The following is a 22,160-nucleotide window of genomic DNA, read 5'->3' as shown; positions in this document are numbered from 1 at the left end:
ATTACTGTGAAACGTGCCCGAGGAGAAGACGTGGATTCCCGATTGAATGCTTTTCTTGAACGCGCCGATGCCGTTCTGGCCCGTATCGAACCGTTGCTGCCGGCCCCACGGCAAACCATCGACTGGCACCATTGCCTGGCTGCGCGCTGGCAACGTGAATGTCGCAGCGGTTTCCTGTTGCCGTTGCAGGTCAGCCTCGACACGCGCCTGACCGACCTGATCGGCGTTGACCGCCAGGTCGAGCAACTGGGCCGCAACACCCAGCAATTCATCGACGGCATGCCGGCTAACCATGCGCTGCTCTGGGGCTCGCGCGGCACCGGCAAATCGTCGCTGGTGCGCGCCTTGCTCGCCGAGCATGCCGAAGCCGGTTTGCGCCTGATCGAAATCGAGCGCGATCACCTCGCCGATCTGCCGCGCATCGTCGAGCAAATCGCCAAGTTGCCGCAGCGCTTTGTGCTGTTTTGCGATGACCTGTCGTTCGAGTCGGGCGAGGGCGATTACCGCGTGCTCAAGAGCGTGCTCGACGGTTCGCTGGAACAGGCGCCGGACAATGTGTTGCTGTACGCCACCTCCAACCGCCGCCACTTGGTGCCGGAAAAGGAAAGCGATAACGAAAACTGGAAACGCGTTGATGGCGAGCTGCACCCCAGCGAAGCGGTGGAAGACAAGATCGCGTTGTCGGACCGGTTTGGTTTGTGGCTGTCGTTCTATCCGTTTACTCAGGAACACTTCCTTGATGTGGTCGAGCACTGGATCGGGCAACTGGCCGACAAGGCCGGCCTGGCGTGGCAGCGCACCGAAGAACTGGATATTCTCGCGGTCCGCTGGGCCACTGGCCGTGGCAATCGCAATGGCCGTTGCGCCTATCAATTTGCTCGCTATTGGGTGGGCCTCAAGCTGTTGGAGCACAAGGCATGATCGATCTGAAACAAAGCGGCCAGGGCCTCGACGGTTACGGCATGCTCTGCGCACAGCTGGAGTCGCTGCTGGCCGATGAACGAGATTTCATCGCCAACGCCGCGCAGTTTTCGGCGTTTCTGTACAACCAGCTCGATGATTTGAACTGGGCCGGATTTTACCTCAATCGCAACGAAGAACTGGTGCTCGGCCCGTTTCAAGGGCAGATCGCCTGCGTGCGCATTCCGTTCGGACGCGGCGTCTGCGGCGCGGCGGCCGCCACCCTGCAAACGCAGTTGGTTGAAGACGTGCATGCGTTTCCCGGGCACATCGCCTGCGACAGCGCGTCGAACAGCGAATTGGTCGTGCCACTGGTCAAGGATGGCCGATTGATCGGCGTGCTCGACCTCGACAGCCCGAAACTCGCGCGCTTCACCGCCGAAGACCAGACCGGCATCGAACAACTGGCGGCAATCTTCTTGCGCCTGACCGACTGCTGAAACGCGTCTTTGTGGGAGCGAGCCTGCTCGCGATAGCGGTCTCACCTTCAACATTGACGTCGGCTGATCCACCGCTTTCGCGAGCAAGCTCAGCTCCTACAGGGGTTGGTGGTGGGCGCGGATGCTGTGTTCACCCACGATCACCTGTAGGAGTGAGCCTGCTCGCGATAGCGGTCTCACATCCAACATTGATGTCGGCTGACCCACCGCTTTCGCGAGCAAGCTCAGCTCCCACATGGGTTGGGGGGTGGCCGCGGATGCTGTGTTCACCCACGATCACCTGTAGGAGTGAGCCTGCTCGCGATAGCGGTCTCACATTCAACATTGATGTCGGCTGATCCACCGCTTTCGCGAGCAAGCTCAGCTCCTACAGGGATTGGTGGTTGGCGCGGATGCTGTGTTCACCGGAGATCACCTGTGGGAGCTGAGCTTGCTCGCGATAGCGGTCTCACATTCAACAGTGATGTCGGCTGACCCACCGCTTTCGCGAGCAAGCTCAGCTCCTACAGGGGTTAGTGGTGGCCCAGATGCTGTGTTCACCCACGATCACCTGTAGGAGTGAGCCTGCTCGCGATAGCGGTCTGACATTAAACATTGATGTCGGCTGACCCACCGCTTTCGCGAGCAAGCTCAGCTCCTACAGGGGTTGGTGGTTGGCGCGGATGCTGTGTGCACCCACGATCACCTGTAGGAGTGAGCCTGCTCGCGATGGCGGTCTCACATTCAACATTGATGTCGGCTGATTCACCGCTTTCGCGAGCAAGCTCAGCTCCTACAAGGACGGCGGTGGGCGAGCGGGTGCTGCCCCTACAATCCAGCCTTGGCCAGCAAGCTTGCCGTGTCCACTTCATCGATCTGGGTCGGGTCGAGGAATTGGTCGGCGTACTGTTGGTAAATCTGTTCGTTGATAAACAGCCCGAACAATTCGGGATCGATGTGCGCGTCACGGCACATGGTCGCCATGATGCCCAGCGCTTCGCTGAGTGATTTGGCTTTCTTGTACGGGCGATCGGCTGCCGTCAGCGCCTCGAAAATATCGGCAATCGCCATCATCCGCGCCGGCAGGCTCATTTCTTCGCGTTTCAAGCGTTTCGGGTAACCGGTGCCGTCCATTTTTTCGTGATGGCCACAGGCGATTTCGGCGACGGTACTCAAGTGGCCGGGGAAGGGCAGGTGGCTGAGCATCAGCACGGTTTGCACCATGTGGTGATTGATGATGTAGCGCTCTTCGCGAGTCAGCGTGCCGCGTGGAATGCTCAGGTTATACAGCTCGCCGCGATTGTATTTGTACTGCGGCACATCGAGCTTGAAACCCCATGGATTGTCGGCCGGGATCAGCTCGCTTTCGGCGCGCTCCAGCAGATGCTCGGGTTTGTCCGCCAGCAGCCGTTCACTGACCGGCAGCGTCGGCGCCGGGTTACGCGCCTGACGCCGATTCTCCTCCCACGAAACCCCCAGACGATCATCGAGAGTGCGCGTCCACGTGCGCTGCGCGATCAGTTTCAGGCGCTGCAAATCGGCTTCGGCCATTGCCTCGCTGCCCAGATTGCACCGGGCAATAAAACTGAAATCATCGTCCAGCCCGGCCAGGTGCGCGTTGCGCAATTCAGCCAGATTCTGTTCATCGCCACCCATGGCAATCGCCTGCCAGTAACTGATCCAGACATCGCGTTTAAGCACCTCGAAACGAGTACGAATTTCGTGGATTCGATCGTTGAGGGTTTCCAGTTTGGTCGCCTTGTCGACCACGTATTCAGGCGTGGTCACCTTGCCGCAATCATGCAGCCACGCGGCGATGTGCAAGGCCTCCCATTCATCCTCGGTCGGCCGATAGCCGCTGAACGCCGGGGCCTGACTGGCCGCCGCAGCCTGGGCGAGCATCAGCGTCAGCGCCGGCACGCGTTGGCAATGGCCGCCGGTATAAGGGCTCTTGGCGTCGATGGCGCCGGCCAGCAATTGAATAAAGGCATCGAGCAGTTGTTTTTGCCTCGCTTGCAGGCGTTGGCTTTCAATACTTACCGCCGCCGCGCCGGACACCGCTTGCAGAAACGCAATGCGATCCGGGCGCAGTTTTTCCAGGTCGCCCAGGCTGCCACTGTCAGCCAGCAGCAGGATCAGCAGACCCACGGTTTCGTTATGCCGGTTGCGCAGGCGAATGCCGATCAAGTGCACGCGCGGGCACTCCATCGCCAGCAAGACTTTGCGCAGATCGCCAGCCTCTTCGAACCCGAGATTGGCCACCACGTTGTCGGCGTTCGACAACTGCTGTAACCACGACGGGTTCTCCAGATTCTGTAACTCATATCCTTCAACACCAAACGTTGGCAGTGTCTGCGGCGTGCCATCGATGACCAGGCCTTGCGGCTCGATCCGATTGCCGTCACTTTCACGCAAATAGATCAGACCAGCCTGGGCCTGGGCGATTTTCACGGTTTCGTGGAGCACCCGTTCCAGCAGCGGGGCGAAGCGCGTTTCGGCGCACAAACTGTCGGTGATCTGGAAAAAGCTGCCGAGGGTGTCCTTCATGCGCGCCATCGACACGCCGAGCTGATCGACTTCCAATACCGGCGAACGGCGGGTGGCCGGAAAGCTGAAATCAAAGCTGCGGATCGCATCGGCTTCCTGCACCAGTGCGCGCAACGGTTTGACCAGAATCCGCGAGGTCAACCAGCCCACTGGCAGACACAACAGCAACGTCGCCAACGTCAGCAGCGCGCCTTGCCAGCGAAGGCGATAGGCGTCGATGAGCAATTCATCCTCGGGCACCAACAGCGCCAATTGCAGCCCTTGCGGACCTCCTTGCTGCATGTGGCTGCGGGCGACGATCCACTGCCGGCCATCGACGTTGAGGCGTTTTCCACTCGGCGGGCTGGCCAGCAGCGCGCCGAGATTGGGGCTCAGGTCGGCGACTTTGCTCAGATGGGCGGTGTTGTCGTCGATGATCAGTTTGCGGCTGTCCGGGTAGGCGATCGCATTGCCTCGGGCATCGAACAGCACAATCTCGGTGCTCGGCGTGACCACGTGTTTGGCCAGGGTTGCCGAAAGCTCGGCCAGAGTCAGGTCGGCGCCCAGCACCGCACCCTCGCCGCTGCGCCGGGCCAGAGTAGTGCCGACGTTGTGCGTGGAAAAGAACACGTAGGGTTCGGTGGTGATCTGCTCCGGCTCGGCGCGGGCGGTGGTAAACCAGGCGCGGGCGCGTGGGTCGTAGGTTTCACCGGGAATTTCCTGGCGGCTGATGAGGTTCAGCGCCTGATCGTAAAAGACAAATTGCGAGACCACTTGATCGCCCCGGCGCTCGACGCTCCAGACCTGGTAAGCCGCCGTGTCCGGCGCTTTGAACAAGGTTTTGAGCTCGGCGTTGCGCAGCGGCCGCACCATGAAAAAATCGCCATTGGCGTAACCGAGGTGCAGCGAAGCGAGGTTGGGGTTGTCCTTGAGTGCCTGGCTGAACGGTCTGAGCAACGTCAGTCGTTGCTCCAGAGTCGGCGCCAGAGTCGCTGGCATGTCGGCCAGCAGGCTGAGCAAATGCTGGATTGGTTCGTAGGTCGATTGCAGGTCGAGGCGCACATCCTGCTCGATCCGATTGAACAGTTTTTCACTGCTCGCCAGGATGATTTGCGTGGTTTGTCGATAATTGAAAATGCCCAGCACCACGCCCGTCAGCAGCAACAGGAAAGTGAACATGACGCTGATATGCACGTGCAGCGGAAACCGGCGTTTATCCTGGCGCAGTGGGCTGGGCATTTCAGGTCTCTCCATAGGGTTAACTCACTGCTTAGCGTCCAAGCATAGTTAAGGCGCAGCCGTTTTGCCGGGGTGGTTTTGGCTTATCTGTTGCAGCAATGCGTGTTCCAGCTCGAGCATGGCCTGGTCCATGGATTTGTTGCAGCGGACCAGCTCATCGGCCGGGGCATTGTCATGGCAGGCTTTTTCCAGAGATTCGCAGCAATCGATCAAACGGCTGGCCTGAACGATGCGCGCCGCACCTTTGATTTTATGGGCAATGTCGAGCAATGCCGGACGGTTAAGCCGCGCCGGCGCCACGCTGCCCAAGCCCAGCAATTCCTGACGATCGAGGCGATTGCTGCTGAGCAATTCGGCCATCAGCCGTTGCGCCAATTGCGGATTGCCGCCGGTCAACAGGTCGAGTCCTTGCAGGTTGAATGGCTGCGCCCGCAGCACGGGTGTAATGCCCGCGACCCACTGGCTCAACGCCGTCAGGCTCAGCGGTTTGAACAGGCAATCGTTCATCCCGGCTTGTTTGCAGCGACGGACTTCTTCCGGTTGCGCGTTGGCGGTAAACCCCAGCACGGTGCAGGGCGGACGCCCCTCCTGCTGTTCGTGTTGGCGAATCGCGCACGCCAGGTCGTAGCCATTCATGATCGGCATGTTGCAATCCACCACTACCAGATCGAACGACTGGTTTTTCCATAATTGCAATCCGGCCTGGCCATCATCCGCGCCGGTAAAGCTGTGTCCCAGGTATTCCAGTTGCTGACACATGAGCAAACGATTGGCCGGGTGATCGTCCACCACCAGCACATTCAGCGGCGTACTGCTGAGCGCAATCACTGGCTCAACGCGATCATTGACGTGCTCGGGTGGCAGGGTCGGCAGGTCGAGCACTACGCTGACCTGCGTGCCCGCCCCCGGCTGACTGCTCAGGTGCAAGTCGCCGCCCATCATTTCGCACAGACTGCGGCTGATCACCAGTCCCAGCCCGGCGCCGCCTCGGGCCAGCTGCCCGGTGTTGTCAGCCTGGGCAAACGGCTCGAACAGACGTTGCTGATCCTGTTCGCTAATGCCGATCCCGCTGTCGCGGACTTGCACTTGCAGGCGCGTTCGGTCGGGTTGGTCGCCGGGGAGCAAGTCGAGGCTGATCCTGACCTCGCCACGTTCGGTGAACTTGATCGCGTTGCTGACCAGATTCGACAGGATTTGCTTGAAGCGCAGCGGATCGAGCATCACGTCGACCGGCGGCTGCGGCGGATTGAACACCAGCAGCAGGCGCAGGTTTTTCTGGCGCGCCAGTCCGTCGAAAATTCGCACCACCGAAGCGACGATTTCCCCCGGATTGACCCGCTCCGGGCTCAGGCTCAAATGCCCGGATTCGATCCGCGCGATGTCGAGAATGTCGCCGATCAATTCCAGCAAATCTTTCGCTGAGCTGTAGGCAGTGTCGATCGAGGAGCGATCCGGGTGCTCGCGATCCATGCGTTTGAGGGTCAGTTCGAGCATGCCGATCACCGCGTTCATCGGTGTGCGAATTTCGTGGCTCATAGTGGCGAGGAAAGTGCTTTTCGCCCGGTTGGCTTCATCGGCCTGTTCCTTGGCGGCGCGCAACTTGTCGAACAGTTGTCGGCGTTCGCTGATGTCGATCCAGCCACCGATGATCCCTTGCACTTCGCCGCTGGAATCGCGGTAAGGAATGATCCAGTGATAAATCGTCAGCCGCTGCCCGCCGATATGCAGCGCGCGGTCGACGATCAACGGCGTGCCTTCGGCCACCACTCGCTGGTAATCGGCCTGATATTCCCGGGCCTCGAAGGCGTTGTTCATGTTGCCCTGCATCACGCTTTTGCCAATCACCTCTTCGCGTTTGGCCTGAAACACTTCCAGATAACTGTCGTTGCAGCTTTGCAGCAACCCTTCGCGATCACGCACGTAAATCGGGTGCGGCGTGCCGTTGACCAGCGAACGCATGAATTCGTATTGATCGTTCAACGCGCGCTCGGCGGCCCGGCGCTGGCGGATCTGGTGGCGCATCCAGGCATTCCACACGATCAAAATCAGCAGCAACACGCCGGCACCGGCGACGATTTGATAGAACGCCCGGTGAAAGTTGTTCCAGGTTTTTTCCGACGCTGCGGAGTAGCCTCGCCAGCGACTATTGATCACCCCAAGTTCTTCCGGCGCAATGCTCAGCAGCGCTTTGTCGAGGATGGCGGCGAGTTCCGGGGCGTCTCGCGCGGTGGCCAGGGAAAACGCGGCTTGCTGGGTGCCAATCGTGGTGCTGATTTGCAGTTTGTGTTCGAAGACCTGCGAGGAAATAAAGTAATTGGCGATCACCAGTGAAGTCACCGCGCCGTGCACCTGGCCCTCGGCGAGCATTTTCACTGCGTAAAAGGTGTCCGGTGTTTCGATCAACTGGATGCGCGGGTACTCGTTGCGCAGGTAATTTACCAGCGGATTACCTTGGGCGATTGCGACACGCTGGTCTTGCAGTTGCTGCAGATTGCTTGGGCTGGCGGCGGATTTTCGCGTCAGCAGCACAAAGGAGTTTTCCAGATAGGGGCGGCTGAAATTCAGCTCGGTTTCGCGTTGCGGACTCGGTAGCAATGCGGCGATCAGGTCGGCGTGGTTGCCTTTGACCTGGCCAATCATGTCTTGGTCGCCACGGCCGCGTTGGATGTCGAAACGCAAACCGGTGCGCAGGCGGATCAGTTCCAGCAGGTCGGCGCTGACTCCGCGAAAGTTGCCTTCGCTGTCGAAAAACGATAACGGCGCAAACGCTTCGTTGACAGCCACGCGCACTACCGGGTGTTGGGCGAGCCAACGCTGTTCGCGGTCGGTCAGTTGCAACTTTTGATCGGTGAGCAGAATGTCGCTGCCGGCACTCCAGCGCTTGGCGATGTTTTCTCGCTCGCTGCTCGGAATCGCCTTGAGGATCGCGTTGACGATTTGCAGCAACTGCGGATTGTCTTTGCTCACCGCGAAACTGAAACCGTGGGCCTCGTGTTTACCGAAGTTGGCCATGCGGATGTTGTTCAGATAACCCTTGTTGATCATGTAGTGCGTGGAAATGGTGTCGCCGAGGAATACGTCAGCCTGATCAAAAGCCACCGCGTTGATTGCGTTTTGATAAGACGGGTAATCGCTGATGATCGCCTTCGGGTACAACGCCTGCACTTCCGCCAGCGGCAGATAGTGGTAGACCATGCTCAGCCGCAGCCCGGCGAGGCCATCGGTCAGCGAGCGGGTTTCGCCTTCGCGCGTCACCAGCACCGGTTGATCCACGGCGTAGGGCTGCGACAGCTCGATGTTCTGGTTAAGTGCTTCAAAGCCGTTGGCGGTGCCGAGCAGATCGATCTCACCGTTTTCCAGCGCGGTAATGGCGGCATGCCGCGTGGCGAAGCGCTGAACCTTGATCGGCAGGTCGATGACGTGGCTGATGATCCCGGCGTAGTCCGCCGTGAAACCTTCATAGTCGCGGCCGCTGACCGTCATGTCGAAAGGTGGGTAGTCCGGGGCCGATGTGCCCAGTATCAATTGGCTTTTTTTGTTGGCCCATTGCCGTTGCGCTGGCTCCAGTTGCACTTCCAATTGGGAGTGCGCCGAGCGGCTTGACAGGGTGTAGTTCTCGACAGCGAGATCCGCAGCGAACACGCAAGTACTCAGGCACAAGCCTGCACTCACTGTAATCAAATAGTCCTTTATACGGCTGGGCATCCTGACTCTCACACTAAGGCGTTACGTTTTGCCATCTCGATGAGCGCTACCAAGGATTTTGCCTTGAGCTTTTGCATCAATCGTTTTTTGTAAGTACTGACCGTTTTGTTGCTCAGGAACATGCCTTTGGCGATTTCCTTGTTGGTGCGTCCTTGTGCGAAAAGTTGCAGCACCATCAACTCGCGATCATTGACTAGTTTGAATAACTCCAGCTCGGCGTAACGCACGTCGTCCGGGCGTACCGGATTCAAGGCCTGACTGGGGAAATAGTTGTAACCCGACAGCACAGCTTTGATCGCGCTGACCAGTTCACTCAAGTCTTCCTGTTTGCATACATACCCGGAGGCACCGGATTGCATGCAGCGAATACCGAACAGCGTCGGGCATTGCGCGGTCAGTACCAGAGTCTTCAGCGGGGTACTCATGGCGTTGAAACGGGCGAGAACTTCGAGGCCGTCAAGTTTGGGAATGCTGATGTCGAGAATGACCAGATCGGGCATGCATTCACGAACCATCTGCATGGCGTCGACTCCATTATCGGTTTCGCCAACGACCTTATAACCCTCGTGTTCCAACAACATCCGAACAGCGAGGCGGATGACGGGGTGATCGTCGACAATAAAAACGGAGTTCATAATCAAGTCCCATACGTTCGCGAATAAAGGCCGCACCTTAGCTCAGTTAAATGAGGGGGCGCATGAACTGACGGGTCTATAGCGGCAATATAGGACAATTCCTACAATTGAAAAAGAAAGGGGCTACGTGCTAACTAGGATTTACATGAGGGAAGTAAAAGTTCTGATTGTGTAATCGGAAAACGATAAGGCTTGTTCGGCAAGTTACATACTGTGATTGGTACGCTGTGTAATGGGTCAAAGTTAATGGGTTTTCATGTAGTTACCGAAATCAACTTGTTTCTCGCCTCAGATTGTTTCCGAAACAGCCTGATATGGCCAGTTTGTTGGCGTTGCGCTTGCTTTTGGCGAATGTCGGCAGGGCGAACAGATCAAATAATGTGAAGCAGTTCGCACTATTGATGGTGGGTGGCAGTGGGGTATGCGCTGCATTTGCCGAGCGTAATACTCAGCGCAGATTTTGCGATTGTTGAAAACCGGTTGAAGGTCTGACAGCAGCAATCAGCCGGTCAGAAATATCTGACACGGCTGATCCGCAGTTTTTTACCCGTGGACCGAACGGCCGGTCATTTCCTGAGCCATTTCGCTGGCGTAGCTGTCGGTCATGCCGGCGATGAAATCAATCATCCGCAGGAACGAGGCATGCAGCGGGCCGTGCGGATCGGGCGCGTTATTGCCCAACAGGTCGAGGACGCGGCGGCTTTTGAACGACGGCGTGCGCCCGTTGTGCTGTTCGAGCGCCGCGCCGCAGAACGCATTCAGGAGAATTTCCAGCGTGGTGTAGGCGCCGATTTCATGCAGCGTCTTGCGTTTGTCCTGGAAGATTTTCTTGCGCGCCATGTCTTTCGCATTCAGCACGCAGCGCTTGGCCGGGCCGTGCATGTGTTCGACCAGATCACCCGGCAATGTGCCGGCCAGCAAGGAATCTTGCTGCTCGACGAAGGCGCGGGCGGCGGCGTTGGTCAGGTGCTCGATGGCTTTGCCGCGCAGGATGGCCAGTTTGCGCCGACGCGAATCCTGCGCGCCGAGCAGGCGATAGGTTTCCGGAATGTCGTCGCCTACCAGATCGAGCAGCAGCGATTCGACTTCGGCGTATTCCAGCAGGTCCATCTCCAGACCGTCTTCGAGGTCGATCAGCGCGTAGCAGATGTCATCGGCGGCTTCCATCAAGTACACCAACGGATGCCGCGCCCAACGCTGGTCTTCCAGTTGCGGCAGGCCGAGCTTGTGCGCGATCTGCTCCAGCAGCGGCAGTTCGCTCTGGTAGCAGCCGAATTTGTGCTTCTTGTAACCCAGCGAATCGGCGTGTTTGGCGGTCCACGGGTATTTCAGATAGGTGCCGAGGGTCGCGTAGGTGAGCCGCGTACCGCCGTCGAACTGGTGATATTCCAGCTGCGTGAGCACGCGAAAACCCTGGGCATTGCCTTCGAAATTGAGGAAGTCGTTGCGCTCGACTTCGCTCATTGCATCGAGCCAGCCACGCCCGGCGGCTTGCTGAAACCAGTGGCGGATCGCGTCTTCGCCGGAGTGGCCGAACGGTGGATTGCCGATGTCGTGCGCCAGGCAGGCCGATTGCACGACCATGCCCAGATCGCTCGGGTCGCACCAGTCGGGCAGGGCGCCGCGAATGGTTTCGCCGACGCGCATGCCCAGCGAACGGCCGACGCAACTGACTTCCAGCGAATGGGTCAGGCGCGTGTGGATGTGGTCGTTGCTCGACACCGGATGCACTTGGGTCTTGCGTCCGAGGCGGCGGAACGCGCCGGAGAAAATGATCCGGTCGTGGTCTTTGTGAAAAGGGCTGCGGCCGAGTTCTTCCGGGCTGTGCAGGGTCTTTCCGAGGCGTTCGCGGGTAAGCAGGGTTTGCCAATCCAAGGCTGTTTGTCTCCGTCTAGTGACTGATGGCCCAGTGTCCTGTCTCGTCCCGATGGCTGCAAGCGGAACTACAGGCCGGCGGCGTCGATGTCGATCAGCAGCAAGCGTTCGCCATTGTCGAAAAACTGGCCCGCCGTCAGGCAATACTGGTTGCTGGTGGCATCGCGATAAGTGTTGGAAAGCGTCAGTCGACGCTCGTCCCAACCTTCGGCGAGCAGGTGATAAAAGTACGGCCGCCACGACCAGTTGTGGCCCAGATAGCGGTTGTCGGCTTCCCAACAATTGTTGCGCCACTCGAGGTTGGGCGTCAGCTGCGTGCCGTGGCGGTCGCACTGGTAAAAGCGCAGCAGCCACGGAAAAGCATCCAGTTGCGGCAACGCGTGCAGCGGCGCGCGGGTCTGCGCCCAGTCCTGCAGGATCGCCATCAATTCGACCAGCTGCCGGCGCCTGTGCATAAGCTGGCCGCGCTCAACCAGTTTGCGTTGCACGTAGCGTTGGCGCAGTTGCGCGAATTGCTCGACAAACGCATCGGTGGCAAAGAAATCGGTTTGCGCGCGGGCAAACAAAAAGCCTTGCACGTAACGAGAGCCGCACTCGAGGGCGAAATTCAGTTGCGCCTCGGTTTCCACGCCTTCGGCAATGATCCAGCAACCGGTTTTCTCGGCCATCTGCGCCAGTGCCTTGACCACTTCACTGCTCGGCCCGCCCAGTGCGGCAGCCTGAAACAGGCGCATGTCGAGTTTGAGGATGTCCGGTTGCAGCGCCAACACTCGATCAAGTTGCGAATAACCGGCGCCGAAATCGTCGATGGCAATTCGCGCACCCGCCTGGCGATAACGCGCGACCACTTCAGCCAGGCGCTGACTGTTGCCGCCCAGCTCGGTGATTTCGAAAACGATGCGCTGCGGATCGACGCCATGCCGGTTTAATTGCTTAAGGCTGGGCAAGGCCTGGTCGGGGCGCAAGCGACTGATCCAGCGCGGCGACATGTTCAGACTGAGAAACCATTCCTGCGGAGCTTCGTGCAGACGGCTCAGGGCGTTGTCACGAATCTGTCGATCGAGGCGGCGCAGGGCAATGGCCGGGGTTCGTGGGTCGGCGAACAGCGGCCCCACCGAAGTCAGTTGGCCATCGGCCTGACGCAGTCGACCCAAAGCCTCGACGCCCGCGATACGGCCGGTGGCGGTATCGATGAACGGCTGAAAGCAGGCGAGCGGTTGCCCGTCGATCACGAGGCCTCCTTAGTAAGGGGTGGTGTCTGGATGGACCCGGCGCCGGGTAGGCACGCAGGATTGAACCTCTCGATAAAGAGGTTCATCCAGGTGGTGTTGCAAGAATGTAGCCAGATGATGGCAATCAGTGTTTGCGCGAGGAACCCTGCATGACCAGTTTGATCAACGGGCCAAGCGTAGTGCCCAGTCGAACCAGGCGCGTTACGCTGCTGACGCCGCCGCTTTTCGCGCCTTTGCCGGTCAGGAAACCGAGCAGAGTCACAGCGGCCATGCCCCAGAGCGGAGCGTGCTTGATGCCGAAACCTTCGTGAAAGTTTTGCGTCATCCCGCGCACCCGCTGCAGCGGTTGCAGCAGTTGCCGGGATTCCTGGCGGATTTCCTGGCGGTGCATTTCCATGCGCAGACGGATCAACGCCTTGCGCATTTCGGCTCGGGAACTGTTATGCGGCTGATTAGGCTGGCTCATGGCAGCAGGCGCTCCCTGTCGTTGGCCAATTCTTCCAGGGTTCCGTGGAAGGGTGAGGACTCATCGAAGATCGCCGCTTTCAGGCGCATTGCGCAGAAAATTGCCGCCAGCGTGTAGAACACGCACAGCCCGATGATTGCGGCCAGACGATAGGTGTCCCAGAAAATGATCATCACCAGCGTCGACAGCCCCACCAGCAGCAGCAAGGCAAAAACCAGCGCCAGGCCGGCAAACAGCAGCAGGCTGACGGTGCGTGCTTTCTGTTCCTGCAATTCGATGCCGAACAACTCGACATGACTGTGCAGCAACCCTAGAAAAGCGGCACCGAGGCGCCGCGGTGAGGAGCTTGTGCCCGTCGCGGACGAGCCGGATTCGCCGATATTCATAATCAGCGCCGCGTGGCCAACAGGCCAATCAGGAAGCCGACGCCGGCGGCGATCCCGACCGATTGCCATGGATTGGTCTGAACGTATGCTTCGGTAGCAGCGACGGCGGCTTCACCGCGCAGGCGCAGGGAATCTTCGGTGACTTTCAAGGTTTCGCGGGCACGCAGCAGGCTGTCGTGGATCTGCTCGCGCAACTCGTCAGCCTGATCGCCGGCCAGGGTCGCCGTGTGTTCCAGCAACCGTTCGGTATCGCTGACCAGAGTTTGAAAATCGTTCATCAGGATTTCTTGAGCAGTCTTTGCCTTGATGCTGGCCATTGGTGAATCTCCGTAAGTGACTTCTGATGCGTTCGAGTATGAGCCTTGCGTGAAGGTTCACTACAAATGACTGGTACAACATTTGCTATGCCATGGTGCGTCAGCCCGCGCGTTTGCGCTGTTGCTGGGCATGATTTGAGCAAAACCATAACTCAAATAATCGAAACCCGCGCAAAGGTTGTGACCTTGTGCGCCAAAGCGGTTCATTGCGATCAATACGTTGATCGCACGTGGCCGCAACTTGGTGCACGGAATGACTGCGCGAACTGCTTTGGTGCTTTTTTAGCCTTCAGGTCTGCCAACTCCATGGAAAATCTGCAAAGCGCTGTGGCCACGCTGGTCCATAGCTCCAATACGTTGTTCATTCTGATCGGCGCAGTCATGGTGCTGGCCATGCACGCCGGGTTTGCGTTTCTGGAAGTAGGCACGGTGCGCCAGAAGAACCAGGTGAATGCCTTGTCGAAGATCCTCAGCGACTTTGCCATTTCGACCTTGGCCTATTTCTTTATAGGCTACTGGATTTCCTATGGCGTGACTTTCATGCAACCGGCGGCGGTGCTCACTGCCGATCACGGCTATGGACTGGTGAAGTTCTTTTTCCTGCTGACCTTCGCTGCGGCGATCCCGGCGATCATTTCCGGGGGCATCGCCGAGCGTGCACGCTTTGTTCCGCAATTGTGCGCGACGGCGCTGATCGTTGCGTTTATCTACCCGTTTTTCGAAGGCATGATCTGGAACGGCAACTACGGTTTGCAAGCCTGGTTGCTCGAACGTTTCGGCGCGAGTTTTCATGACTTCGCCGGCTCGGTGGTAGTGCACGCGATGGGCGGTTGGCTGGCGCTGGCGGCGGTGCTGTTGCTGGGGCCACGGCAGGGACGTTATCGCGACGGGCGACTGGTGGCGTTCGCGCCGTCGAGTATTCCATTCCTGGCGCTGGGCTCGTGGATTCTGATTGTCGGCTGGTTCGGCTTCAACGTGATGAGCGCGCAAACCCTGCAAGGCGTCAGCGGCCTGGTGGCGGTGAACTCGCTGATGGCCATGGTCGGCGGCACCGTCGCGGCGTTGGTCGTCGGCCGCAATGACCCCGGCTTTTTGCACAACGGCCCGCTGGCCGGGCTGGTAGCAATCTGCGCCGGTTCCGACCTGATGCACCCGGTCGGCGCATTGGTCACCGGCGTAATCGCCGGAGCATTGTTTGTCTGGTGCTTCACCGCCGCTCAGGGCAAATGGCGTATCGACGATGTCCTCGGCGTCTGGCCGTTGCACGGTTTGTGCGGTGTCTGGGGCGGGATTGCCTGCGGCATTTTCGGTCAATCGACGTTGGGCGGATTGGGCGGCGTCAGCCTGATCAGCCAGTTGATCGGCACTTCGCTGGGCGTCGTCGTGGCGCTGGCCGGCGGTTTTGCGGTGTACGGCACGATCAAGGCATTGCATGGTTTGCGCCTGAGTCAGGAAGAGGAGTATTACGGCGCGGACTTGTCGGTGCACAAGATCGGCGCGGTGAGCCAGGACTAGTTTTCTTCATCTTCGGCGCCGGGGTAAAACTTGTGCAGCAGGCGATAACGATCGTGCCGGACCTGATCGACGCGCTCCTGCACTTGATGCGCCGGTAGGCCGAGCATGATCAACGCATGCGAGGCGAGCATCAGGCTCGACTCCAATAACTCGGGCACCACTTCAGTGGCGCCGGCCGCTTTCAAATCGGCCGAATAACTGTCGTCGCGGGTGCGCACCAGAATAGGCACGCTTGGGTTGCAGCGGCGTGCCTCCTTGAGCACCAGCAGGGCGATGTCGGCATTGTCCACGGCGATAACCAGCAATCGCGCGCGCTCCAGACCGACGGCGGCGAGCAATTCGCCGCGTCGCGAGTCGCCGTAATGTACGCTGCTATCGCCCGCGGTGGCTTGTTGAACGCGTACCGGGTCGTTGTCCAAAGCGATGTAGGTCTGTTGCGCGTTGTGCAGGAAACGGCCGATGGATTGGCCAACGCGTCCGTAACCACAAATCACCACGTGGCCCTGCAGCGTGGCAGTCAGCGCAGTGATTTCATCGAGTTTGGCTTCTTCGTTGGGTTTGCGGTGCAGGCGTGCGGCGATCGTCGGTGCGGCGCGCAATAACAGCGGCGTGATCAGCATCGAGCAGAACGTCGCCGCCAGCAGCAAACCACCGAGGTCCGCAGGCATCATCTGGTTCTGCTGCATTTGCGCCATCAAGGCAAAGCAGAATTCGCCACCCTGGGCCAATGCCAGACCACTGCGCCAAGCGGTTTCGCTGTCGCTGCCGCGCCATTTCACCAGCAGCGCGACGACGCTACCCTTGATAACCAGCAGACCGAGGGTCATGCCAAGGATGAGCAGGCCGTTGCTGGCAAACAGCTGCAAGTCGATCAACATGCCGATACTGACGAAAAACAACCCGAGCAATATGTCGCGGAACGGGCGGATGTCGGCCTCGATCTGGTGCCGATAATGGCTCTCGCCCAGCAGCATGCCGGCGAGAAACGCGCCGAGGGCCGGGGATAGCCCGAGCAGATGAGTCAGCCACGCGGTCAGCAACACGATGACCAGCGCCAGCAGCACAAACAGCTCGGGTGAGCGTGAGGCTGCGACCTCCTGAAACAGGCGCGGCAGCAACCAGCGACTGGCCAGCAGCAGGCCGACAAACAGTAGAACGGTTTTGCCGAGCGTCAGCGGCAACGCCAGATACCAGACTTGCTCGCCATGACCGGCGAACACCGGGACCAGAGTCAGCAGCAACACCGCCACCACGTCCTGGAACAGCAACACGCCAATCGCATTCTGGCCGTGACTGCTGAAAATCTCGCCAAGGCTGCTCAGCTCCTTACTGACAATCGCCGTCGACGACAATGCCAGCCCTGCACCGAGCAACAGTGCGGGAGTTACCGCCATGCCGAAGAGGATCAACGAGCCGCCCAGCGCCGTCGCGCAAAGCAGCACCTGCAGGCTGCCGAGGCCGAACACCACTTGGCGCAGGGCGAGCATTTTCGACAGCGAAAACTCCAACCCCAGCGAGAACAGCAGGAACACCACGCCCAGTTCGGCGAGGTCTGGCAGTTCTTCGCTTTCGTTCACCCAATCGAACGCTGTCGGCCCAACCATCAATCCCACGCACAGGTAGCCCAGCACCGGCGGCAAACGCAAACGGCGAAACAGGGCAATTACCACCAGCGAGGAGGCGAGGATGATCAACAGGTTGGCAAACACTTAAAACTCCGATGACAGGGTTGGGCTACCCAAGCGTAGAGGTAAAAAAGTGCCAAGCATCGCGGATTGCGCAATCAGTGTTGATGATGTGAGTCAGGGAATTGCCGAAACCTTTTGAAACTGACCGCCAGGACCTCTCCACGCCCCATGGCGACTGGCTCAGCGCGAATGCGCGGCCTAGAATGAAAGCCTAATTTTCCAGGTTAATTTGTCATGCCTCCTGAATGTCAGCTGTTCGGCACCTTGGGTTGCCATCTCTGTGAAGTTGCCGAAGAGGAATTAATGCCACTGGTCGAGCACGGGTTGCTGGTGGAGCTGGTCGATATCGCCGATAAAGACACGTGGGTCGAGGACTACGGCTTGCGTATTCCGGTGTTGCGACGAACCGATACCGGCGCCGAGCTCGACTGGCCATTCGATGCTGCGCAAGTGGTGACGTTTTTGCGCTAGGCGGCTCCTTCCGTCGCCACGCCGGATTCGCGCGTTGGCGCAAAACGGGTTATTCGGTTACTGTATGTTCATACAGTTATTCGGATTACCTGCCTTGCGTCCCTTTTGTTTGGATTCGGCCAGGTGATCCCGCTAGTCAGAGGGATGAGCCGTGGTCAATGTCGAACAATTAAAGAACAGTGTTAACCGGATGTCGGTCGATGTGGTGCGCGATGCGGTGGCCGAATTGCGTCTGGATGGCTTGGTGACCGAGGGTAAAACTCCTTTCAACAAGCTGCACTTCAACACCTGCTTTGCCGAGATTGAAGCCTTGTTCCAACGCGCGGGTTATCACCGGCAACTCGACGTCGTGGGTTATCAGGGTTTGTTGTACGCGCTGTACGATCCAGGCCGCTGGGAAGCGGTGGATGTCTTGCGCTGGCTCAAGGAGTTCACCGAAGCGGCGGCACGGGCGCAATCGATCCCGGCGTGAAGAATCTGCGCTAGGTTCGATCTGGCGGCTGTTGGATAATGCCGCTCTGTATCGAGGGTTAGAGCGTTCGAATGTCCACTACATCTTTTTCCGCGGCGCACAGCCAGGCCAGCACCCTCTATTTGCCACCGGGCCCGTGGCTGACCGTGCTCGATTGCCTGTGCGAGCACTTCCGCGCCATCGGTCGCGATCAATGGCTGGATCGCATTGCGCGCGGACGGGTCCTCGACGGACAAGGGCTGCCGATTGCGCTGGATCTGCCCTACAAGGAAGGCCTGCGCATTCACTACTTCCGTGAAGTGCCGGATGAAAAACCGATTCCGGTGGTCGAGACGATTCTTTACGCCGATGAGCACTTGGTGGTCGCGGATAAACCGCATTTTCTGCCAGTGACGCCTGCGGGCGAATACGTCGAGCAGACCTTGCTGCGGCGCTTGATCCATCGGTTGCATAACCCGCATTTGGTGCCATTGCATCGCATCGACCGCCATACAGCGGGGCTGGTGTTGTTTTCTGCCAATCCTCAGACCCGTTCGGCGTACCAATCACTGTTTCCTACCAGACAAATCGAAAAGCGCTACGAGGCGATTGCTCCGGCATTGCCCGAATTGTCGTTTCCGTTGATCCACAAGAGTCGGCTGGTCGATGGCGAGCCGTTCTTCCGCATGCAGGAAGGTCCGGGCGTAAGCAACACCGAGACGGCGGTCGAGGTCAGGGAGAAAAACGGCGAACTCTGGCGCTACGGTTTGTACCCGGTGACCGGCAAGAAGCATCAGTTGCGGGTGCACATGACCGCGCTGGGCGCGAGCATTTGCAATGACCCGTTTTATCCGCAGGTGCTCAAGGATGTCGAGGATGACTATGCCAATCCTTTGAAACTGTTGGCTCAGGGATTGCGTTTCGTTGATCCGGTCACCGGTGAGCAACGCAGTTTCGAGAGCGCCATCACCTTGCAGTGGTGATAGCTGCCGATACTTTCTTTCAGGCATGAAAAAGCCCGCATTCAGCGGGCTTTTTCGTATCGGGTTGTCGCCGCAAAGATTACAGCTCTTTAACGGTACGAACCTGATCCTTATTGATGCGAGTTTGCTTGCCGTCCAACTGTTCGAACTCGTAGAAGCCCGACTCTTCGTCGTATTTCGGCTGGTCGACGGCCTGGATTTCACGACCATCATTCAGGGTAAGCACGGTTGGCGATGCGCAACCAGCGAGGGTAGCGAGGCCCAGTGCGAGCATGAAAGTGGCGAGGGTCCGTTGAGTCATGAGTGTGTCTCCGAAAATGAATACTTTTGATTACTGAGCTTGTAGACGTATGCAACGCACGCAAGTTCCTTCTCGTGTCAGTCTGACACAGTGTTGTGTGCACTTAACAGGTCTGGTGTGTTCAGGTTGGCCAGGCGAGGGTCATTGTCCGGGCATTGCAGGGCTGTGGCGCCCAGTTGCCGCATGATTCTGCCGGGACTGCGTTCACCCTCGTTCCAGGCTTTTTCGAATGCCGGCGCCAGGGCCACTGGAATAATGCAAAGCAGCGGTTCCCAATGGTCGCCGTGGCGCAACATCAACGGGTTGTCCGGATGTGCTGCGGCGTTTTCACGCATGCCGTGCAGCAGCGCGGCATCGATCCGCGGCACATCGCAGGGCAGTACCAGCAAATGAGCATGCCGCGCGGCTTTCAAACCGGCACGAATACCGGCCAGCGGGCCAGGGAAATCAGCCAGGTCATCGCCAACCAGTTGATCGGCATACGGCGCGTATTTTTCCTGGTTGCGATTACAGGATATGATCAGGTCGTCACTCAGCGCACGGGTCTTGCGTTGCAGGTGCGCAATCAGCGGTTCGCCATGCCATTCGATCAGCCCCTTGTCCTGACCTCCCATGCGCTGGCCGCGCCCGCCCGCCAGCAGCAGAATCGAGCAGGGCGGCAGGGGTGAATTCGAAGTCATGACAGCTCTCCTTGGGGGCGGCGAAAAAACCGGGCGCTGTGATATAACACCGGGCTGTTTCCCCTACAACTGGACGAGCCTATGAAAGCCAAGGCTGATGTACCTTTCGCGCCGCTGAACATCGCGGTGCTGACTGTCAGTGACACCCGTACCCTGGAAACCGACACCTCGGGCCAGGTCTTCGTTGACCGCCTGAGCGCGGCCGGACACAACTTGGCGGCGCGGGTGTTGCTCAAAGATGACCTGTACAAAATCCGCGCGCAAGTCGCGACCTGGATTGCCGACGACGTGGTGCAAGTCGTGCTGATCACTGGCGGCACCGGATTCACCGGTCGCGATAGCACACCGGAAGCGGTGAGCTGCCTGCTGGATAAACAGGTCGATGGTTTTGGCGAATTGTTCCGGCAGATCTCCGTGGCCGACATCGGCACGTCGACCGTGCAATCGCGCGCATTGGCCGGTCTGGCCAACGGCACGCTGGTCTGCTGCCTGCCGGGTTCGACCAATGCGGTGCGTACCGGTTGGGATGGCATTCTTGCCGAACAACTCGATTCGCGGCACCGGCCGTGCAATTTTGTCCCTCATCTGAAACAGGCGGCTCCCTGTGAATCCCGCGGGTAAGGCGGGCAAAACCGGCAGTTTGCTGCCGGTCGAGGTGGCGTTGGCGCGGTTGCTGGAAATGGCTGAGGCAGCGCCGATTCGCGAGCGTGAACGCCTGCCGTTGGCGCAGGTTGAAGGGCGGGTGCTGGCGGACGATCTGATCTCGTCGCTGGACCTGCCGCCATGGCCCAACAGCGCCATGGACGGTTACGCTCTGCGCACGGCTGACTGGGTCGGCGAACCGCTGGTGGTCAGCCAGCGGATTTTTGCCGGTCAGGCGCCGCAACCGCTGCAACCCGGCACCTGTGCCCGAATCTTCACCGGCGCTCCCGTGCCCGCCGGTGCCGACTGCGTCGAGATGCAGGAAAACGCCGAGGTGCTCGCGGATGAGCGCGTGCGCTTCACCGAAGCCATGTCCCCCGGCCAGAACATTCGTCCGCGAGGTCAGGAGACCACGGTCGGCGAATTGGTCTTGTCCGCCGGCACGCGTCTCGGACCGATCGAGCAAGGCTTGGCGGCATCCCTGGGATGCGCCGAGCTGGAGGTGGTGCGCAAGGTCCGTGTTGCGGTGCTGTCGACCGGTGATGAGCTGGTCGAGCCCGGCCAGGCCTTGGGCCCCGGACAAATCTACAACAGCAATCGTGTGTTGCTGTGCAGTTGGTTGCAGCGTCTGGGCTGTGAAGTGATTGATGCCGGCATCCTCGTGGATGATTTGGAGATTACTCGCCAGCGTCTGGGTGAGCTGGCGGATGTCGACCTGATTCTGTCCACCGGTGGTGTCTCGGTGGGTGAAGCCGATTTCCTCGGTATTGCCTTGCGCGAGGAGGGCGAACTGACCTTGTGGAAGCTCGCGATCAAACCCGGCAAACCGCTGACGTTCGGACATTTCCGTGGCGTGCCAGTGATTGGTTTGCCGGGCAATCCGGCATCGACCCTCGTAACCTTTGCGTTGCTGGCCCGGCCTTATCTGTTGCGCCGTCAGGGCGTGGCAGACGTCGAGCCGCTGAAATTTCAGGTGCCTGCAGGGTTCGTCTGGCCCAAGGCGGGCAATCGCAGGGAATACCTGCGCGGTCGCCTCGAAAACGGACGGGCAATCATCTATCGCAATCAGAGCTCCGGCGTCCTGCGCAGCGCAGCGTGGGCCGAGGGCCTGGTTGAAGTGCTGGAGGACCGCACGCTGGTTGAAGGTGACTGGGTCAACTTCATTCCATTGAGTGAAGTGCTGGCCTGATGCATGTCGACGCGGGTCCGGTTAGCCGCCGGGCCTTGCGTCACTCAAGCCCGCCACTTAATCCCGTTACTTCTGCCGATCAGTTGGCAAGAAGTGTCAACAAGTGATCGAACCGGCTGTTGGCGATCCACCCCACAAGCCCGAGCATGACCGCGATAGCGCCCGCCGAGTAAGCCAGTCGGTGTTTGATCGATTTGACGTCACCGCGCACTTCTTCCATATCTCTGCGGATGTACTTGAGGTGTGTCTCCAGTTCCACTACGCGCGGTTCCATATCAGCTGCTCCGTTGGGTTTTGCATTGCTGTTGTTGAACTCAGACTGCTGGTTTCTTAAAACAGTGGTACTCATTGGCTGCACATCCTTGTGGTTTGTTTTGTGTTGACTGTGACTTCTGGCGCCCAAGGTGTACCAATCACCGAGGTCGGTCAATTAGGCCAATTCGTCAGGTTTTGTAGGAAAAAATACCGCCTTGTAGGACC

The 22,160-nt window shown here is 59.2% G+C and carries 20 protein-coding genes; 8 read left to right on the top strand and 12 right to left on the bottom strand.

What is annotated here, in order from left to right; all coding sequences use genetic code 11:
* The first annotated feature begins 30 nt into the window (after positions 1–30).
* Both FBY12_RS23555 and FBY12_RS23550 read left to right on the top strand, forming a co-directional pair.
* Positions 31–921 carry an ATP-binding protein gene (locus tag FBY12_RS23555; protein ID WP_145256350.1) on the top strand — a complete coding sequence of 297 codons (891 nt, stop codon included), beginning with the start codon at positions 31–33 and terminating at the stop codon, positions 919–921.
* Entirely contained in the window at positions 918–1,400 is a 483-nt protein-coding gene (locus FBY12_RS23550; RefSeq protein WP_092279572.1) for a GAF domain-containing protein, read from the top strand. The genes FBY12_RS23555 and FBY12_RS23550 overlap by 4 nt, the downstream gene beginning before the upstream one ends.
* Positions 1,401–2,207: 807 nt before the next feature.
* Here the strand turns inward: FBY12_RS23550 and FBY12_RS23545 are convergent.
* From FBY12_RS23545 to FBY12_RS23510, 8 genes are all read right to left on the bottom strand, one after another.
* Positions 2,208–5,144, bottom strand: coding sequence for an HD domain-containing phosphohydrolase (locus tag FBY12_RS23545; protein ID WP_145256347.1), 2,937 nt, complete (start codon positions 5,142–5,144; stop codon positions 2,208–2,210).
* Between the two features lie 48 nt (positions 5,145–5,192).
* The gene (locus FBY12_RS23540) at positions 5,193–8,849 is read right to left on the bottom strand and encodes a transporter substrate-binding domain-containing protein (RefSeq protein ID WP_145256345.1); all 3,657 of its coding nucleotides are present in this window, start codon (positions 8,847–8,849) and stop codon (positions 5,193–5,195) included.
* Positions 8,850–8,857: 8 nt separating this feature from the next.
* Entirely contained in the window at positions 8,858–9,484 is a 627-nt protein-coding gene (locus FBY12_RS23535; protein ID WP_101207020.1) for a response regulator transcription factor, read from the bottom strand.
* Between the two features lie 543 nt (positions 9,485–10,027).
* Positions 10,028–11,359, bottom strand: coding sequence for a deoxyguanosinetriphosphate triphosphohydrolase (locus tag FBY12_RS23530; protein WP_145256342.1), 1,332 nt, complete (start codon positions 11,357–11,359; stop codon positions 10,028–10,030).
* Between the two features lie 68 nt (positions 11,360–11,427).
* Positions 11,428–12,591: an EAL domain-containing protein gene (locus FBY12_RS23525; RefSeq protein ID WP_145256339.1), complete on the bottom strand. Its 1,164-nt coding sequence runs from the start codon at positions 12,589–12,591 to the stop codon at positions 11,428–11,430.
* A 124-nt stretch (positions 12,592–12,715) separates the two neighbouring features.
* Complete coding sequence (locus FBY12_RS23520) at positions 12,716–13,057, bottom strand: hypothetical protein (protein WP_121731473.1); 342 nt, start codon at positions 13,055–13,057, stop codon at positions 12,716–12,718.
* Positions 13,054–13,443: a phage holin family protein gene (locus FBY12_RS23515; RefSeq protein ID WP_092279587.1), complete on the bottom strand. Its 390-nt coding sequence runs from the start codon at positions 13,441–13,443 to the stop codon at positions 13,054–13,056. The genes FBY12_RS23520 and FBY12_RS23515 overlap by 4 nt, the downstream gene beginning before the upstream one ends.
* A 2-nt stretch (positions 13,444–13,445) precedes the next feature.
* Complete coding sequence (locus tag FBY12_RS23510; RefSeq protein ID WP_101207018.1) at positions 13,446–13,760, bottom strand: YqjD family protein; 315 nt, start codon at positions 13,758–13,760, stop codon at positions 13,446–13,448.
* A 306-nt stretch (positions 13,761–14,066) separates the two neighbouring features.
* Here FBY12_RS23510 and FBY12_RS23505 point away from each other — a divergent pair, with 306 nt between their 5' ends.
* The gene (locus tag FBY12_RS23505; protein WP_145256336.1) at positions 14,067–15,275 is read left to right on the top strand and encodes an ammonium transporter; all 1,209 of its coding nucleotides are present in this window, start codon (positions 14,067–14,069) and stop codon (positions 15,273–15,275) included.
* Here FBY12_RS23505 and FBY12_RS23500 read toward each other — a convergent pair.
* Complete coding sequence (locus FBY12_RS23500) at positions 15,272–16,984, bottom strand: monovalent cation:proton antiporter-2 (CPA2) family protein (RefSeq protein WP_145256333.1); 1,713 nt, start codon at positions 16,982–16,984, stop codon at positions 15,272–15,274. The genes FBY12_RS23505 and FBY12_RS23500 overlap by 4 nt on opposite strands.
* Positions 16,985–17,197: 213 nt before the next feature.
* On the opposite strand from FBY12_RS23500, the gene FBY12_RS23495 reads away from it, so the two are divergent.
* The 3 genes from FBY12_RS23495 to FBY12_RS23485 all read left to right on the top strand — a co-directional run bounded on the left by FBY12_RS23495 (position 17,198) and on the right by FBY12_RS23485 (position 18,868).
* Positions 17,198–17,434: a glutaredoxin family protein gene (locus tag FBY12_RS23495; RefSeq protein WP_145256330.1), complete on the top strand. Its 237-nt coding sequence runs from the start codon at positions 17,198–17,200 to the stop codon at positions 17,432–17,434.
* A 151-nt stretch (positions 17,435–17,585) separates the two neighbouring features.
* Complete coding sequence (locus FBY12_RS23490; protein ID WP_092279594.1) at positions 17,586–17,906, top strand: transcriptional regulator; 321 nt, start codon at positions 17,586–17,588, stop codon at positions 17,904–17,906.
* A 71-nt stretch (positions 17,907–17,977) separates the two neighbouring features.
* Positions 17,978–18,868: a pseudouridine synthase gene (locus FBY12_RS23485; protein WP_145256327.1), complete on the top strand. Its 891-nt coding sequence runs from the start codon at positions 17,978–17,980 to the stop codon at positions 18,866–18,868.
* A gap of 79 nt (positions 18,869–18,947) precedes the next feature.
* Here FBY12_RS23485 and FBY12_RS23480 read toward each other — a convergent pair whose 3' ends face one another.
* Together FBY12_RS23480 and mobA are read right to left on the bottom strand one after the other, a co-directional pair.
* Positions 18,948–19,169: a YgdI/YgdR family lipoprotein gene (locus FBY12_RS23480; RefSeq protein ID WP_092279598.1), complete on the bottom strand. Its 222-nt coding sequence runs from the start codon at positions 19,167–19,169 to the stop codon at positions 18,948–18,950.
* A gap of 77 nt (positions 19,170–19,246) precedes the next feature.
* Positions 19,247–19,849, bottom strand: a complete 603-nt coding sequence (mobA, locus tag FBY12_RS23475; protein WP_145256324.1) for a molybdenum cofactor guanylyltransferase MobA — start codon at positions 19,847–19,849, stop codon at positions 19,247–19,249.
* An 81-nt stretch (positions 19,850–19,930) separates the two neighbouring features.
* On the opposite strand from mobA, the gene moaB reads away from it, so the two are divergent.
* Both moaB and glp read left to right on the top strand, forming a co-directional pair.
* On the top strand, positions 19,931–20,470 hold the full coding sequence (moaB, locus tag FBY12_RS23470) for a molybdenum cofactor biosynthesis protein B (RefSeq protein WP_092279602.1): 540 nt from the start codon (positions 19,931–19,933) through the stop codon (positions 20,468–20,470).
* On the top strand, positions 20,454–21,680 hold the full coding sequence (gene glp / locus FBY12_RS23465; protein ID WP_145256321.1) for a gephyrin-like molybdotransferase Glp: 1,227 nt from the start codon (positions 20,454–20,456) through the stop codon (positions 21,678–21,680). The genes moaB and glp overlap by 17 nt, the downstream gene beginning before the upstream one ends.
* A 79-nt stretch (positions 21,681–21,759) precedes the next feature.
* Here the strand turns inward: glp and FBY12_RS23460 are convergent, their stop codons facing one another.
* Positions 21,760–22,029 carry a hypothetical protein gene (locus tag FBY12_RS23460; protein ID WP_256663349.1) on the bottom strand — a complete coding sequence of 90 codons (270 nt, stop codon included), beginning with the start codon at positions 22,027–22,029 and terminating at the stop codon, positions 21,760–21,762.
* Positions 22,030–22,160 lie beyond the last annotated feature (131 nt).

The organism is Pseudomonas sp. SJZ131, from assembly GCF_007828705.1.
Taxonomy (GTDB): Bacteria; Pseudomonadota; Gammaproteobacteria; order Pseudomonadales; family Pseudomonadaceae; genus Aquipseudomonas; species Aquipseudomonas prosekii.
The sequence above is the reverse complement of the archived record's forward strand: the minus strand, read 5'-3'. Positions and strand labels throughout refer to the sequence as shown.

Excerpts from the sequence above, each read along its gene's own strand:
- FBY12_RS23550 (WP_092279572.1), top strand. The coding sequence starts at position 918 with ATGATCGATCTGAAACAAAGCGGCCAGGGCCTCGACGGTTACGGCATG.
- FBY12_RS23460 (WP_256663349.1), bottom strand. The coding sequence starts at position 22,029 with ATGAGTACCACTGTTTTAAGAAACCAGCAGTCTGAGTTCAACAACAGC.
- FBY12_RS23480 (WP_092279598.1), bottom strand. The coding sequence starts at position 19,169 with ATGACTCAACGGACCCTCGCCACTTTCATGCTCGCACTGGGCCTCGCT.
- FBY12_RS23540 (WP_145256345.1), bottom strand. The coding sequence starts at position 8,849 with ATGCCCAGCCGTATAAAGGACTATTTGATTACAGTGAGTGCAGGCTTG.
- FBY12_RS23505 (WP_145256336.1), top strand. The coding sequence starts at position 14,067 with ATGGAAAATCTGCAAAGCGCTGTGGCCACGCTGGTCCATAGCTCCAAT.
- FBY12_RS23520 (WP_121731473.1), bottom strand. The coding sequence starts at position 13,057 with ATGAGCCAGCCTAATCAGCCGCATAACAGTTCCCGAGCCGAAATGCGC.
- mobA (WP_145256324.1), bottom strand. The coding sequence starts at position 19,849 with ATGACTTCGAATTCACCCCTGCCGCCCTGCTCGATTCTGCTGCTGGCG.
- FBY12_RS23495 (WP_145256330.1), top strand. The coding sequence starts at position 17,198 with ATGCCTCCTGAATGTCAGCTGTTCGGCACCTTGGGTTGCCATCTCTGT.
- moaB (WP_092279602.1), top strand. The coding sequence starts at position 19,931 with ATGAAAGCCAAGGCTGATGTACCTTTCGCGCCGCTGAACATCGCGGTG.
- FBY12_RS23515 (WP_092279587.1), bottom strand. The coding sequence starts at position 13,443 with ATGAATATCGGCGAATCCGGCTCGTCCGCGACGGGCACAAGCTCCTCA.
- FBY12_RS23545 (WP_145256347.1), bottom strand. The coding sequence starts at position 5,144 with ATGCCCAGCCCACTGCGCCAGGATAAACGCCGGTTTCCGCTGCACGTG.
- FBY12_RS23485 (WP_145256327.1), top strand. The coding sequence starts at position 17,978 with ATGTCCACTACATCTTTTTCCGCGGCGCACAGCCAGGCCAGCACCCTC.
- FBY12_RS23535 (WP_101207020.1), bottom strand. The coding sequence starts at position 9,484 with ATGAACTCCGTTTTTATTGTCGACGATCACCCCGTCATCCGCCTCGCT.
- FBY12_RS23510 (WP_101207018.1), bottom strand. The coding sequence starts at position 13,760 with ATGGCCAGCATCAAGGCAAAGACTGCTCAAGAAATCCTGATGAACGAT.